Source organism: Halomonas sp. DP5N14-9, assembly GCF_019802175.1.
In the GTDB taxonomy this organism is placed as follows: domain Bacteria; phylum Pseudomonadota; class Gammaproteobacteria; order Pseudomonadales; family Halomonadaceae; genus Halomonas; species Halomonas litopenaei.
Map to the genome: position 1 here is coordinate 268,784 of NZ_JAHVHR010000001.1, position 13,211 is coordinate 281,994.

General features: G+C 66.7%; 13 protein-coding genes and 1 pseudogene. 1 reads left to right on the forward strand and 13 read right to left on the reverse strand.

The window, feature by feature from the left end; translation table 11 throughout:
- Positions 1–113: 113 nt before the first annotated feature.
- The 5 genes from KUW00_RS01290 to KUW00_RS01310 all read right to left on the reverse strand — a co-directional run bounded on the left by KUW00_RS01290 (position 114) and on the right by KUW00_RS01310 (position 4,612).
- Positions 114–1,517, reverse strand: a complete 1,404-nt coding sequence (locus KUW00_RS01290; RefSeq protein ID WP_108131869.1) for a TRAP transporter large permease subunit — start codon at positions 1,515–1,517, stop codon at positions 114–116.
- A complete protein-coding gene (locus tag KUW00_RS01295; protein WP_108131868.1) occupies positions 1,518–2,078 on the reverse strand; it encodes a TRAP transporter small permease subunit in 561 nt (186 codons plus the stop codon).
- Between the two features lie 236 nt (positions 2,079–2,314).
- Positions 2,315–3,139 (reverse strand): endonuclease/exonuclease/phosphatase family protein, encoded by an 825-nt coding sequence (locus KUW00_RS01300; RefSeq protein ID WP_045993935.1) that lies wholly within the window; start codon positions 3,137–3,139, stop codon positions 2,315–2,317.
- A complete protein-coding gene (locus tag KUW00_RS01305) occupies positions 3,136–3,777 on the reverse strand; it encodes a thiol:disulfide interchange protein DsbA/DsbL (RefSeq protein WP_222568049.1) in 642 nt (213 codons plus the stop codon). Before KUW00_RS01305 ends, KUW00_RS01300 begins: the two co-directional genes overlap by 4 nt.
- A 214-nt stretch (positions 3,778–3,991) precedes the next feature.
- Positions 3,992–4,612 carry a c-type cytochrome gene (locus tag KUW00_RS01310; protein WP_045993937.1) on the reverse strand — a complete coding sequence of 207 codons (621 nt, stop codon included), beginning with the start codon at positions 4,610–4,612 and terminating at the stop codon, positions 3,992–3,994.
- Positions 4,613–4,844: 232 nt separating this feature from the next.
- Here KUW00_RS01310 and yihA point away from each other — a divergent pair, with 232 nt between their 5' ends.
- On the forward strand, positions 4,845–5,453 hold the full coding sequence (gene yihA, locus KUW00_RS01315; RefSeq protein ID WP_108131866.1) for a ribosome biogenesis GTP-binding protein YihA/YsxC: 609 nt from the start codon (positions 4,845–4,847) through the stop codon (positions 5,451–5,453).
- A gap of 40 nt (positions 5,454–5,493) precedes the next feature.
- Here yihA and KUW00_RS01320 read toward each other — a convergent pair whose 3' ends face one another.
- The 8 genes and pseudogenes from KUW00_RS01320 to argH form a co-directional block, all read right to left on the reverse strand.
- Positions 5,494–6,363 carry a fimbrial protein gene (locus KUW00_RS01320; RefSeq protein ID WP_222568050.1) on the reverse strand — a complete coding sequence of 290 codons (870 nt, stop codon included), beginning with the start codon at positions 6,361–6,363 and terminating at the stop codon, positions 5,494–5,496.
- Positions 6,364–6,678: 315 nt separating this feature from the next.
- A complete protein-coding gene (locus KUW00_RS01325) occupies positions 6,679–7,437 on the reverse strand; it encodes an HAD family hydrolase (RefSeq protein ID WP_261391922.1) in 759 nt (252 codons plus the stop codon).
- Positions 7,434–8,390 (reverse strand): tyrosine recombinase XerC, encoded by a 957-nt coding sequence (locus tag KUW00_RS01330; protein ID WP_315901091.1) that lies wholly within the window; start codon positions 8,388–8,390, stop codon positions 7,434–7,436. The genes KUW00_RS01325 and KUW00_RS01330 overlap by 4 nt, the downstream gene beginning before the upstream one ends.
- Positions 8,391–8,406: 16 nt before the next feature.
- Positions 8,407–9,126: a DUF484 family protein gene (locus KUW00_RS01335; RefSeq protein WP_045993941.1), complete on the reverse strand. Its 720-nt coding sequence runs from the start codon at positions 9,124–9,126 to the stop codon at positions 8,407–8,409.
- 115 nt (positions 9,127–9,241) lie between these two features.
- Positions 9,242–10,075 carry a diaminopimelate epimerase gene (dapF, locus tag KUW00_RS01340; protein WP_222568052.1) on the reverse strand — a complete coding sequence of 278 codons (834 nt, stop codon included), beginning with the start codon at positions 10,073–10,075 and terminating at the stop codon, positions 9,242–9,244.
- Positions 10,075–11,382, reverse strand: a complete 1,308-nt coding sequence (gene lysA / locus KUW00_RS01345) for a diaminopimelate decarboxylase (protein ID WP_222568053.1) — start codon at positions 11,380–11,382, stop codon at positions 10,075–10,077. Before lysA ends, dapF begins: the two co-directional genes overlap by 1 nt.
- Before the next feature lie 110 nt (positions 11,383–11,492).
- Positions 11,493–11,627, reverse strand: a pseudogene (gene lptM, locus KUW00_RS22300) (LPS translocon maturation chaperone LptM); the annotation flags it as partial.
- Complete coding sequence (gene argH, locus KUW00_RS01355; RefSeq protein WP_222568055.1) at positions 11,624–13,039, reverse strand: argininosuccinate lyase; 1,416 nt, start codon at positions 13,037–13,039, stop codon at positions 11,624–11,626. The gene argH and the pseudogene lptM, both read right to left, overlap by 4 nt.
- Positions 13,040–13,211 lie beyond the last annotated feature (172 nt).

Genomic DNA, 13,211 nt, shown 5'->3' on the forward strand with positions numbered 1-13,211 from the left:
GCTCGTCGGGCAACTATAGACGCCGGGGGCACCCCCCGGCGTGGGCTGCCGTCCACGCATCGCCAACGCGCCGGATCAGAACTGCTCCGGCAGCCAGGTGGCCGTTTCTTGCATCAGAACTGCTCCGGCAGCCAGGTGGCGAGTTCCGGGAAGAACGAAAGGGCCAGCAGCATGCCGAGCTGAAGCACGATGAACGGAATGACGCCTCGGTAGATCGCGGACGTCGGTACCGACTCCGGGGCCACCCCGCGCAGGTAGAACAGGGCGAAGCCGAAGGGAGGCGTCAGGAAGGACGTCTGCAGGTTGATTGCGATCATGATGCCCAGCCAGATTGGATCCAGGCCCATGGCCAGCAGAATCGGACCGACGATCGGCACCACCACGAAGGTGATCTCGATGAAGTCGAGGATAAAGCCGAGCAGGAAGATCACCAGCATCACGATGATGGTGGCGCCGACTACCCCGCCGGGCATGTTCTCGAACAGATGGGTGACCAGCTCTTCACCGCCGTAGGCGCGGAACACCAGCGAGAACAGCGCCGCGCCGATCAGGATCAGGAACACCATGGTGGTGACGTGGGTGGTGGAGCGCAGCACGTCCTTGAGCGTGGCCAGATCGAGGCGACGATAGGCCAGGGCCAGCACCAGGGCGCCGAAGGCACCCACCGCGGAAGCCTCGGTGGGGGTGGCCAGTCCGGCCAGGATCGAGCCGAGCACCGCGACGATCAGCACGATGGGCGGCACCAGGCCCTTGAGCAGCAGCAGGCCGATGCCCGAGGTGTGGCCCAGCTCGGCCATCAGTTCCTGGCGATCGGCGGCAGGGGCGGCGCTGGGCTTGAACAGCGCCACCAGGCTGACGTAGACGATATACACCAGCACCAGGATCAGGCCCGGGACCAGCGCCCCCATGAACAGATCACCCACCGACACCGTCTTGGGGCTGAAGATGCCCATGGACAGCTGGGCCTGCTGGTAGGCGCTGGACAGCACGTCACCAAGCAGCACCAGAGCGATGGACGGCGGGATGATCTGACCCAGGGTGCCGGTGGCGCAGATGGTGCCGGTGGCCAGCGACTGGCTGTAGCCGCGCTTGAGCATGGTCGGCAGCGACATCAGACCCATGGTGACCACGGTGGCGCCGACGATGCCGGTGGAAGCGGCCAGCATCATGCCGACCAGGGTCACCGAGATGCCGAGTCCGCCGCGCAGCGAGCCGAACAGCAGGGCCATGGCGTCGAGCAGGGTTTCGGCGACCTTGGACTTCTCGAGCAGCACGCCCATCAGCACGAACAAGGGCACCGCCAGCAGGGTGGTGTTGGTCATGATGCCGTAGAGGCGATTGGGGAAGGCGTTGAGGTAGCTGCCGTCGAAGTTGGCATCGATGCCGAGGGACTCCAGGCCGTAGCCGAGCCCGGCAAAGGCCAGGGCGGTACCGGCCAGCGACAGCGCGACCGGAAAACCGAACATCAATACCGTACAGATGACACCGAACAGCACCAGGGGCATGAACTCCAGCATTTACAGGTGCTCCTCGTCGGCGTCATGGGGAAGGGCGTTGGGGTCGAGACGTCCCTTTAAAATCAGGATATTGCGGTAGATCTCGACGATGCCCTGGACAATCATCAGCACGGCGAAGGCCGGTATCAGCGTCTTCAGCAGGAACACCCCGGGGATGCCACCGGCGTCGGGTGAGCCCTCGAAGATGGCCCAGGACTTGCCGACGTAGCCGAGGCTGGTGGCGATCACGAAGCCCATCACCGGCAGCAGCAGCAGCAGGGTGCCGAGCAGGTCGACCAGCGCCTTGCGCCTGGGCGACATCGCGCGATAGAAGATGTCGACGCGCACGTGTCCGCCGTGCTTCAGGGTGTAGGCCGCCGCCAGCATGAACACGGCGGCGTGCATGTACATCACCGATTCCTGCATGGGGATGCTGTTGACGCTGAAGGCATAGCGCAGCACCACGATCAGGAACTGGATGATCATCATCGCCAGGATCAGCCAGGAAAGGCCCCTGCCAAGGCGTTCGGAGAAGGCGTCCAGGGCCGCCAGTGGCCCCGGCAAGCCGGAAGATGTAGACATAGGAACTCGCTGGTGGTGTCAGGGCGATCATTGTCCAGGCTGGCGCCCGGGCACGCCGTCGCCAGGGCAGGACGTCGGCTTGCCGGGGGGACCTGGCGTCATGGATAGTGTGGCACGCGGAGACATTAGCGAATCTCGGTGCACGTCAACGCTGACTATACGGCAGTCGAGGTAGCACTGTCATGACACCAAAAGTCGAGGTCCGCTGGCTTGGCGTCCGCCGCCGACAGGATGGCTCAGGCAGGCTGCTCGGGCTGATCGGCCTGGATGGCGGCGAGGCAGGGCTGGGGCAGGCGAATATCGACAGCCACCGGCAGGTGGTCCGAAAACAGTCGGTCGAGGACTTCGGCCTCATCGGCCTCCAGCGACGACGACAGCAGGATATGGTCCAGCGCTCGGCTGGGGCGCCAGGAAGGGTAGCTCAGTGCCGGTCGCACCGGATGCAGCGGCAACGAGGCACAGAAGCGGTCATGGGCGTGCAGGCGATCCGGGGTGCAGTTCAGGTCTCCCATCACCACCACGTGCTTGAGTGGCTGGATCAGCTCGCTGAGGTAGTCGAGCTGCAGGTTCTGGGTGCGCTGGCCCAGGGCCAGGTGGGCGACGAACAGGTGCAGGGCCTCGGGGCCCTGGCCGAAGCGCGCATGGATGGCGCCCCGGCCGGGCAGGGTTCCCGGCAGGCGGTGCTCCTCGATGCGGCTGGGTGCCAGCCGGGAGAGCAGGCCATTGCTGTGCTGGGCAAGTCGACCGAGGTTGCGGTTGAGCTGCTGATAGTGGTGGGGGAAGCCGCCTTGCATGGCCAGGTACTCGAGCTGATTGACCTGGTTCGAGCGAAAGCTGCCGCCGTCCACCTCCTGTAGCCCCACCATGTCGAAGTGCGACAGCACCTCGGCGATCATGTCCAGACGTCGTTGCCGACGCGGGTGAGGCAACAGGTGCTGCCAGCTACGGGTGAGGTAGTGGTGGTAGGCCGAGGTCTGGATACCTACCTGCAGGTTGAAGGTCACCAGCCTCAGGTGACCTCTGTCCAGCGTGGGGTGGCGTTCCTCGGCCAGTGACGTCATTGGGCTCCAGACTCCTGTTCGCTGCGGATCTGCTCCACCAGCGCCTCGGCGATGCGCGGCATGTTGTCGAGGCTGCCGGCGGTGCTCGGCGAGACGATGTAGCGACCATCGACGATCAGCGCGGGGACGCCCATCAGTTCGAGGTTGCGCATGGTGGCGCTGGCGCGATTGATCTGGGACTTCACGCCGAAGCCGTCCAGCGCCTTGAGCGCCTGCTCTTCGCTGACACCGTAGTCGCTGAAGAAGGCGGCGATGTCTGCTGGCTCGGTAAGCTGCTCGCCTTCCTGGTGGATGGCGTCGAAGAAGTCCTCGTGCACCTCGTCGAGGATCTCGAGCTGCTGGGCGGCATAGAAGGCCTTGGCATGCTTGACCCAGGTCGCGCCCAGGGTGGCCGGCATGCGTTCGAACTCGACGTCATCGGGCAGCTCGGCGACCCAGGCGTTGAGCGGATCTTCCAGCGAGTAGCAGTGTGGGCAGCCATACCAGAACACTTCGGTCACGTTGATCTTGCCATCGTCGCTGCCCAGCTCGACCTGATTGGGGGCGACGGTGTAGTCCTCGCCCTCGGTGATCGAGGTGGCGACCGCCATGGTCGACAGGCTAAGGCCAGCGAGGCCCATCATCAGTGACTTCAGCATAGAATGTTTTCTCCTTGATTGAGGCGGGCATGCCATGGCGGCGCGAGGGCGCGACGAACCTGGAGCCGCAAAGCGAACGCTGTTTTGAGTCTACAACGTTCGAAGGGTTCCCGAATATCCCGATTGGGCAGGCGTCGCATGTCTATCTTTGCTGGTAAACGCAACGGGGCGGCCACAAGGGCCGCCCCGCGGGACGCATCGAAAGGTGAATCGATCAGTGCAGGCCCTGGACGTAGTTGGCCACGGCTTCCATGTCGGCATCGCTCATCTTGGCGGCGATGTCGGCCATCACGCCGCCGGGGCTGTTGGCGCGGGCGCCGGAGGCGAATGCCTGGAGGGTGCTGACCACATAGCCGGCGTGCTGGCCGGAAAGCCCCGGATAGACCGCCGAGCCGATGCCGCTGCCGGTCGGGCCATGGCAGGCGCTGCAGGCCGGGATGCCCTTGGCCAGGTCGCCAGCGCGGTAGAGCGCCTCGCCGCGCTCGAGCAACGCCTCGTCATCCTTGGCCTGCCCCACCACCGGGTCCTGGCCGGCGAAGAAGGCGGCCACGTCCCAGGCGTCCTGGTCGCTGAAGTTGTCCACCTGCCCCGCCATCTGCGGCACCGGACGGGTGCCGTCACGGATGTCGATGATCTGCTTGGCCAGGTAGGAGGCCTGCTGGCCGGCCAGGTTGGGGAAGGTCGGCGCGATACTGGCGCCGGTCTGGCCGTGGCAGGCGGCGCAGGCGGTAGCCTTGTCGCGTCCTGCGGCGGCGTCTGCGTCACTCTGGAGGTCGGCATGGGCGGCGCCGACGACGCCGATGGAGATTGCCAGGCTTGCCAGTAACTGTCTCATCGCTAGTTCACTTATGCCGTTTTAATGTTTTCACGGTCCCGCGGAAGGCGTGGCCTTCACTGCAGGGGGAAGCGCCCGCGCTGAGGCCGGTCGCTGGCGACAGCGGCACAATGTTATGATGATTCCCCGGGTCGCAGCCGCCTCAAAGCTTACTATAACCAAACACCCCGGGGGCGGGAATGCCAGGGCCCTCGACCCTACCTTTGATCACCGTCAGGATTTCTTCCATCTCATGGCTTTCAACTACTCCTTGGCCCGATTCCTCACCAGTGCGCCGACGCTGGCCCGATGCCCCGAAGACAGTGGTGTCGAGGTCGCCTTTGCCGGACGTTCCAATGCCGGAAAGTCCAGTGCGATCAACACCATCACCCAACAGAAGGCGCTCGCGCGTACCTCCAAGACGCCGGGTCGCACCCAGCTCATCAACGTCTTTTCGCTGGGCGAGGACAGCGAGCGCCGGCTGGTGGACCTGCCCGGCTACGGCTACGCCAAGGTGCCCGAAAAGGTCAAATTGGAGTGGCAGCGCCACCTGGCCGAATACCTCCAGAAGCGAGCTTCGCTCAAGGGGCTGGTGCTGGTGATGGACGTGCGTCACCCATTGACCGAGTTCGACCTGGCGCTGCTGGATGTGGCCGATGAGCGCGACCTGCCGGTGCATATCCTGCTGACCAAGGCCGACAAGCTGAAGCAGGGCGCGGCCAAGAATGCCTTGCAGCAGGTGCGCTCGCGGCTGCGTGAGTGGGAGGACCTGGTCAGCGTGCAGCTTTTCTCGGCGCTCAAGCGCCAGGGCGTCGACGAGGCCCATCGGCGCCTGGACGGCTGGCTTGCGCACGAAGGCTAGCCAGCCTGACGAGCCCTAGCCAGCCTGACGAGCCCGCCGGCTACTTGTACGTGGCGGTGACCTCCAGCAGCCCCTTGACGCGCCCACCGGATGCCTGCTCGGCATAGCGGTAGTAGCTGACGCGTAACGGAACCTTGGGCGCCGGCCCCAATAGGCCAATCGTCCGGGAGCCAGACAGGTCCACGGGGTCGAAGTCGTGGGCTGAAAAAGCGTCGATTTCCAGCGCCAGCCCGATGCCCTTGGCGCCGTCACCCGAGGTGTCGGCGTTGCCGAGGATGCCTTGGCGGGCGTTGATGACGCTGGCGCCGCCCGAGCGTATGGACAGGTCCGCCATGTTGACTTCATCGCAGTCGTTGAAGCTCAGGTAGGCGGTGGTGGCGCCCGCCCGAGATCCGGTGCTTGGCAGTTCACCGAGGTCGATGTCGGGCAGGGTGATGTTGGGGACCCACATCCGGCAGGTGCTCTCGATCACGGTGATGTAACCGCCGCCAACTCCGACTACCGTGCCGGTATAGTTATCGCTGGCGCCGGTGCTGGTCGCCACGTGGGTATGAGGTGAGTAGGTAAACTGGCTGTAGAAGCCCGGTTCGGTATCGCCATGGCGCACGATCGGGATCTCCTTGGTGACGCTGCCGGATACGCAGCCAGATGCGTGGTTGGCAGTGCGCAGGGAGGCGACCAGGGTCTGGTGGTGATGGCCGCCCATGCTGGTGTCGGCCTTGTCGAAGTAGAAGCCCTGCACTGAGCTTTTGGCGTCACCGGTGGCGCTGTCGTAGGCCCCCTGGGTGTCGAGCAGGATATAGACACGACCGTCGCTGCCGGTCTGGCAGGCGTAGGTGGTGTGGAAGGAGGCTATCCCGGCGGTGTCGCCTTCCGGCGTGGTGCCGGACAAGGTCGAGGGGTAGGACATGCCGGTGCTGTAGAGGCCGCAGGTACCGGGCGGACGTACGGTATCGCAGGTAGGACGTGCCGCCAGGGCTGGCGCTATGCCCAGGGGCAGGGGGAGGCCGGGCCCCAGTCCTGAAACAAGCCCTGAAACAAGCCCCGGCCCCGGAAGCAGTGTAAACGCCAGCCCGAACTTGAGGGCGCGTCCCAGGCGACGCCTGGTCGATGGTGACAAAGCAAGGAAGCGATAAAGCGGGCGGGGCATGGCAGCAGGCACTCAGGGCACAGGTGCCTGCCGGTTTACCACGCGACGTCGGCGACCGCCGGGGTTTTTCTCGCTTTATTGATCCAGATGCTCACCGAGCAGGGCTTCCAGCTCGGTGACCCTGGCCAGGCGGGTCACGCCGCTCGGCAAGGGGGCCGTCTCGGCCTCGGGCGGTGCGATCCAGATCGCCTGCATGCCCAGGCGAATCGCCGGCAGCACGTCTTCCTCCCAGGAATCGCCCACGTGCAGGGTTTCGCCGGCCTTGACCTGAAGCCGTGCCAGCATCGCCAGAAAGGGCCGAGGGTCGGGCTTGGGCGCGAACATCTCGCCGGCGGCGATACGCGCTTGGAAGTGGCGGGCCAGGGGCAGGCGGTGAAAGGCCACGTTGCCGTTGGTGATGCTGCCGAGACGATAGCGACCCTTGAGCCTTTCCAGCATGGCGTCGGTGTCGGGAAACGGCGTGACCAGGATGCGCAGCGAGTGAAAACGCTGCATCGCCAGCGCCGCCCACCAGTGGGCTGCCGCCCGGTTGACGCCGCTTTCTTCCAGCAGCTGGATCAGGGTGCGCTCACGCAGCCAGCTGAAGTCGCCGCGCCGCGACCAGCTGCGCCTGGCCAGGGCCTGGCGCTCGCGCAGGTAGTCCGCGAGCGCGATGGGGGGCGTCAACGGCTCCTCGCGGCCGCGCTGCCAGGCGCCGAGGTGTTCGGTCAGCCAGTCGACGTGGCCCTGCTCGGTGCGCTGCATGACGCCGCTGTTATCCCACAGGGTGTCGTCCAGATCGAAGGTGATGGCCTTGAGTCGGCGGAAGTCGTCCGCTGCAGCGTGGTCGATCAAGGGGTGTCTCCGGGATGGCTGTCGTCGCTACGGCTGCGCCGCGCGCGGGGGTGGGCCTTGTCGTAGCTCTCGGCCAGGTGCTGCCAGTCCAGCCGGGTATAGACCTGGGTGGTGGACAGGTTGGCGTGGCCCAGCAGCTCCTGGACGGCGCGCAGGTCCTGACTCGATTCCAGCAGGTGGCTGGCGAAGGAGTGGCGCAGGCGGTGGGGATGCAGGTGCTCCGGCAGTCCGCGCCGGCGGGCCTGGGTGACCAGGCGTGCCTGGATGGCGCGATGGCCCAGCCGGCGGCCCTGCTGGCCGACGAACAGTGCCGTCTCGCCGTCGGCGGCCAGCACCGAGCGCACGCCGAGCCACTGGTCGATGGACTGGCGCGCACGCGAGCCCACCGGCACCTGGCGCGGCTTGTTGCCCTTGCCGAGGACACGCACCCGGCCGCCGTGAAGGTCGGGGAGATCCAGCGCCGCGAGTTCCGCCAGCCGCAATCCGCTGGAGTAGAGCAGCTCCAGCATCGCCTGGTCGCGTACCGACAGCGGCGAGCCATCGTGGGGGGTGTCGAGAAAGCGCGCCAGCAGGTCCACGTCCACCGGCCGAGGTAGATCCTTCGGCGCCCGGGGGCCGCGGCTCAGGCCGACCGGGTTGTAGTCGAGCCGGCCAGCCGCCACCAGGTGTTCACACAGTCGCGACAGCGCGGCGCGGCGGCGCTTCAGGCTGCGCGGTGCCATGCCCCGGCTGCGTTCGGCGGCCAGAAAACGCCTGAGCGTGTGGGAGGTCAGTGCCTGATCATCCGGCGGCCTGGCGCCCGTCTCGTTCGCCTGGGCGTGCCACCAGTTCTGGAAGGTCGCCAGGTCACGCCGGTAGGCGTCGACGGTGGCAGGACTGGCGGTGCGGCCCAGCTCATCGAGGAAGTCGGCTACCGCGCGGTCAAGCTGCCACTCAGTCGTCTTTTCAGCCACCTTCTCAGCCGCCTTCTCAGCCATCGTCGCGCTCGCACAGGCGCACACTGAGGCGCACCAGCACCTCGGCCAGATACTCGGTAAACAGGGTATCCATGCTGGCGCGGAAGTGGTCGGGGTCAGGGCTTGCCAGTACCACGAAGCCCTGGGGCTCGCCCAGGGTCATGCGGGCGATGGCGCAGGAGCCCGACTTGGTCGGCGCCTTGGCGTGGGGCAGCAGGCGCTTCCAGTCGGTGGGGGTGAGCCGGGTACAGCGACTGGCGCGCCCGTCGAGCAGCGCGGTCAGGCGCTGGCCTGTGTGGTCGTCGAGCACGTGGCGCGGGGCCTGGGGCGGCCTGGGGTCGCGATCGGTCAGGCTGGCGGGGCACCACAGTGACACCGCCGGCGTCTGGAAGCGCTCACTTAGCTGGGTGGCCAGGGCCTGGCCCAGGGCGTCGTTGTCCTGGGCTTCCAGCAGCGCCAGCACCAGCTCGCGGGTACGTCGATACTGCGCCTCGTTGTGGCGGGCCGAGTCGAGCAATTGCTCGAGCCGCAGTTCTGCGCCTTCGGCGCGCTTGCGCAGGTCATGGACCAGCCGTTCCAGCAGCGAGGTGGCGCCCTGGGTCTCCGGGTGGGGAATCGTGAGGCTTTGCAGCAGGCCTTCGCGACCGACGAAGAAGTCCGGGTGGCGCGCCAGCCATTCGGCGACGCGGTCCGGGTCGAGCGTCTTGCGGGGCTCTGGGGCGGCTTGAGGCATGCGCGTCTTCCTGTTGGAGTTCAATGTCTAGGCTGGATCGAGTTTCCGGGAAAGCGAGGGACCGATACCTTGCTGGCAGCTTAGCCCAGTCCCGTCGAGTCCAGTGCGCCTGGGGTCAACGCAGCGGAATTCGTCCATCGAACACCCGCTCGGCGGGGCCGGTCATGATCAAGGGGCGCTCGCCACCTTCCCAGCGGATCGTCAGGCTGCCGCCGGGCAGGTGGACGGTCACCGGGCTTTCGAGCAGGCCTTGGCGAATGCCGCAGGCCACCGCAGCGCAGGCGCCGGTGCCACAGGCCAGGGTCTCGCCGCTGCCGCGCTCGAACACCCGCAGGCGAATCTCGTGGCTGGAGACCACCTGCATGAAGCCCACGTTGACCCGTTTGGGGAAGCGCGGGTGGTGTTCGACCAGCGGTCCCAGGCGCTCCACCGGCGCCTGGTCGACGCTATCGACCTTGATCACCGCGTGGGGGTTGCCCATGGAGGCGACGGCGATCTCCAGGGTCTCGCCGTCGACCTCGAGGGGGTGGCGCAGGCGGTCCTCGTCGGCCTCGAAGGGCAGCGATGGCGGGGCGAAGCGCGGGGCGCCCATGTCGACGCTGACCTGCTCGTCGTCATGCACGTCCAGCACCAAGGGGCCACCGGCGGTCTCGACCCGGATCTGGCGCTTGTGGGTCAGCCGCTTGTCACGCACGAAGCGGGCAAAGCAGCGCGCACCATTGCCGCAATTCTCGACCTCGCTGCCGTCGGCGTTGTAGATCCGGTAGCGAAAGTCCATGTCCGGGTCCCGCGGCGGTTCCACCACCAGCAGCTGATCGAAACCGATGCCGAAGCGCCGGTCGGCCAGACGGCGGATTTCCTCGGCCTCGATGCGGGCCCGCTGGGTGACCAGGTCGACCACCATGAAGTCGTTGCCCAGGCCATGCATCTTGGTGAAGTGCAGAAGCATCAGCGCAGCGCTCCCGACGTCGATCCCGATGACGATCCCGGTTGCGATTCGCCGGGCAGCGACTCACCGGCCCAGAGGTCCTCGAGGGTCTCGCGTCGGCGCACCACCTGATAGCCGTCGCCGTCCACCAGTACCTCCGCCGGACGCGGGCGGCTGTTGTAGTTGGAGGCCATCACGAAGCCGTAGGCGCCGGCCGAGCGCACCGCCAGCAGGTCGCCCGGCGCCACCGCCAGCTGACGCTCCTTGCCGAGGAAGTCGCCGGTCTCGCACACCGGGCCGACCACGTCGTAGACGTCGCTTGCGCGGTCCAGGCGAGTGTCGACTTCGATGATGGCCTGCCAGGCCTGGTACAGCGAGGGCCGGATCAGGTCGTTCATGGCCGCGTCGACGATGGCGAAGTTCTTGGTTTCGCCGGGCTTCACGTAGGTCAGCCGGGTCAGCATGACGCCGGCGTTGGCGGCGATCGAGCGGCCCGGCTCGAACAGCAGCGTCAGGCGCTCGCCGCCGTCCCAGCGCGACAGGCGCTCGAGCAGCTTCGAGGCGTAGTCGAACGGGGCCGGCGGCGTCTCGTCCCTGTAGGGCACGCCGAGGCCGCCGCCCAGGTCGAGGTGCGAGACCTCGATGTTCTCCTCGCGCAGGCGGTCGAGCAGCACCAGCAGACGCTCCAGGGCGTCGAGGAAGGGAGCGATCTCGGTGAGCTGCGAGCCGATATGGCAGTCGAGCCCGGTGACCTTGAGGTGCGGCAGTTCGGCGGCCAGGCGGTAGACCTCCAGCGCCTCGTCCACCGGGATACCGAACTTGTTGTCCTTGAGCCCGGTGGAGATATACGGATGGGTGCCCGCGTCGACGTCGGGATTGACCCGCAATGACACCGGCGCCACCTTGCCCAGGCGGCCGGCCACTTCATTGAGCACTTCAAGCTCTGGGCGCGACTCCACGTTGAAGCACTTGATGCCGACCTCGAGCGCGCGCGCCATCTCGTCGGGGCGCTTGGCGACACCGGAGAACACCACCTTGGCCGGGTCACCCCCGGCGGCCAGCACCCGCTCGAGCTCGCCCTGAGAGACGATGTCGAAACCGGCACCCTGGCGCGCCAACACGTTGAGCACCGCCAGGTTGCTGTTGGCCTTGACCGCGTAGCAGATCAGATGCGGATGGCTACCCAGCGCCTCGCGGTAGGCCTGGAAGTGGCGTTCCAGGGTGGCACGTGAATAGACGTAGCAGGGGGTGCCCACCGCCTCGGCGATGCGGGCCAGAGGCACTTCTTCGGCGTACAGCTCGCCGTCTCGGTAGTTGAAGTGATCCATGCTCAGCTCTCGTCCTCGGTCGCGCTCTGGTCGCTTTCCTGGCTGTCTTCTTCGACCTCTTCGCCCTCTTCGCCCTCTTCGCCCTGTTCGTCCTCGACGGTTTCGCGGGGGCCGTAGCGCTCCGCCGCTTCTTCGTCACCGGGCAGGTACAGGGGGCCTTTCTGGCCGCAGCCCGCCAGGGCCATCAGAGCCAGCAGCAGGGCCGGCAACAGGGCGGGTCGCAGCACCTTGACGAGGCGGTTCATTGGGCGCCTCCCTGGCCGGTCGCAAGGGTCTTGAGGGCCTCACGGGCGCGCTGGGCAGCGGCGCGCACCTGGTCGGGGGCGGTGCCACCGATATGGTTGCGGGCGGCCACCGAGCCTTCCAGGGTCAGCACCTCGAACACGTCCTCGCCGATGACGTCGGAGAACTGGCGCAGTTCGTCGAGGCTCATGTCCGACAGATCCTTGCCGCTCTCGATGCCGTAGGCCACGGACTGACCGACGATTTCATGGGCGTCACGGAAGGCCACGCCCTTGCGTACCAGATAGTCGGCAAGGTCGGTAGCGGTGGAGAAGCCCTTGCGCGCGGCCTCGCGCATGGAATCGCCCTTGGAGACGATGGCCGGGACCATGTCGGCGAAGGCGCGCAGGCAACCCTTGACGGTATCCAGGGTATCGAGCAGCGGTTCCTTGTCTTCCTGGTTGTCCTTGTTGTAGGCCAGCGGCTGCGACTTCATCAGCGTCAGCAGGCCCATCAGGTGACCGTAGACGCGGCCGGTCTTGCCGCGCACCAGCTCGGGCACGTCCGGGTTCTTCTTCTGCGGCATGATCGAGGAGCCGGTGCAGAAGCGGTCGGGCAGGTCGATGAAGTCGAACTGGGCGCTGGTCCACAGCACCAGCTCCTCGCTCATCCGCGACAGGTGCATCAGCAGCAGGCTCGCGAAGGCGGTGAACTCGATCGCGAAGTCCCGATCGCTGACCGCGTCGAGGCTGTTCTCGGCGGGGCGCTCGAAGTCGAGCAGCTCGGCGGTCAGGTGACGATCGATGGGGTAGGTGGTGCCGGCCAGGGCGGCGGCGCCCAGCGGCAGCACGTTGACCCGCTTGCGGCAGTCCAGCAGGCGTTCGTGGTCGCGGGCCAGCATCTCCTGCCAGGCCAGCAGGTGGTGGCCGAAGGTCACCGGTTGAGCGGTCTGCAGGTGGGTGAAGCCCGGCATGATGGTGTCGGCCTCGCCCTCGGCCAACTCGATCAGGCCGGCACGCAGGCGCGCCAGCTCGCTGGCGACCAGGTCGATTTCCTCGCGCAGGTAGAGGCGAATGTCGGTGGCCACCTGATCATTGCGCGAGCGCCCGGTGTGCAGCTTCTTGCCGGTGATGCCGATCTTCTGGGTCAGCCGTGCCTCGATGTTCATGTGCACGTCTTCCAGTGCCACCGACCACTCGAAACGCCCTTCGGCGATCTCCGTCTCGATCTCCTTGAGCCCGGTCAGGATGGCATCACGTTCCTCTTCGCTCAGCACGCCTACCTGGGCGAGCATGGTGGCATGCGCGATGGAGCCCTGGATGTCATGGCGGGCCAGGCGCTGGTCGAAATCGACCGAGGCGGTGAAACGAGCGACGAAGGCGTCGGTGGGTTCGCTGAAGCGGCCGCCCCAGGACTGGTTGGTGGTCTGGCTCATTGGATGGACTTCCTGAATGACGATGCGATGGCGACGTGATCGGTGGCCGGCGCCGAGGGCGCTGACGAAGCCGGCAGCCGTTGTCGTTGGTATGGCCAAAGTGTACCAGAGTCGGCCCTTGAGGCGAGGGTGCAGCGGGCCGTCGAGGAAGGTGCGGCAGCAGCCTCTGAAA

Coding starts and splice junctions, on each gene's coding strand:
- KUW00_RS01290 (WP_108131869.1), bottom strand. CDS start 1,517: ATGCTGGAGTTCATGCCCCTGGTGCTGTTCGGTGTCATCTGTACGGTA.
- KUW00_RS01295 (WP_108131868.1), bottom strand. CDS start 2,078: ATGTCTACATCTTCCGGCTTGCCGGGGCCACTGGCGGCCCTGGACGCC.
- KUW00_RS01300 (WP_045993935.1), bottom strand. CDS start 3,139: ATGACGTCACTGGCCGAGGAACGCCACCCCACGCTGGACAGAGGTCAC.
- KUW00_RS01305 (WP_222568049.1), bottom strand. CDS start 3,777: ATGCTGAAGTCACTGATGATGGGCCTCGCTGGCCTTAGCCTGTCGACC.
- KUW00_RS01310 (WP_045993937.1), bottom strand. CDS start 4,612: ATGAGACAGTTACTGGCAAGCCTGGCAATCTCCATCGGCGTCGTCGGC.
- yihA (WP_108131866.1), top strand. CDS start 4,845: ATGGCTTTCAACTACTCCTTGGCCCGATTCCTCACCAGTGCGCCGACG.
- KUW00_RS01320 (WP_222568050.1), bottom strand. CDS start 6,363: ATGTCCTACCCCTCGACCTTGTCCGGCACCACGCCGGAAGGCGACACC.
- KUW00_RS01335 (WP_045993941.1), bottom strand. CDS start 9,126: ATGCCTCAAGCCGCCCCAGAGCCCCGCAAGACGCTCGACCCGGACCGC.
- dapF (WP_222568052.1), bottom strand. CDS start 10,075: ATGCTTCTGCACTTCACCAAGATGCATGGCCTGGGCAACGACTTCATG.
- lysA (WP_222568053.1), bottom strand. CDS start 11,382: ATGGATCACTTCAACTACCGAGACGGCGAGCTGTACGCCGAAGAAGTG.
- argH (WP_222568055.1), bottom strand. CDS start 13,039: ATGAGCCAGACCACCAACCAGTCCTGGGGCGGCCGCTTCAGCGAACCC.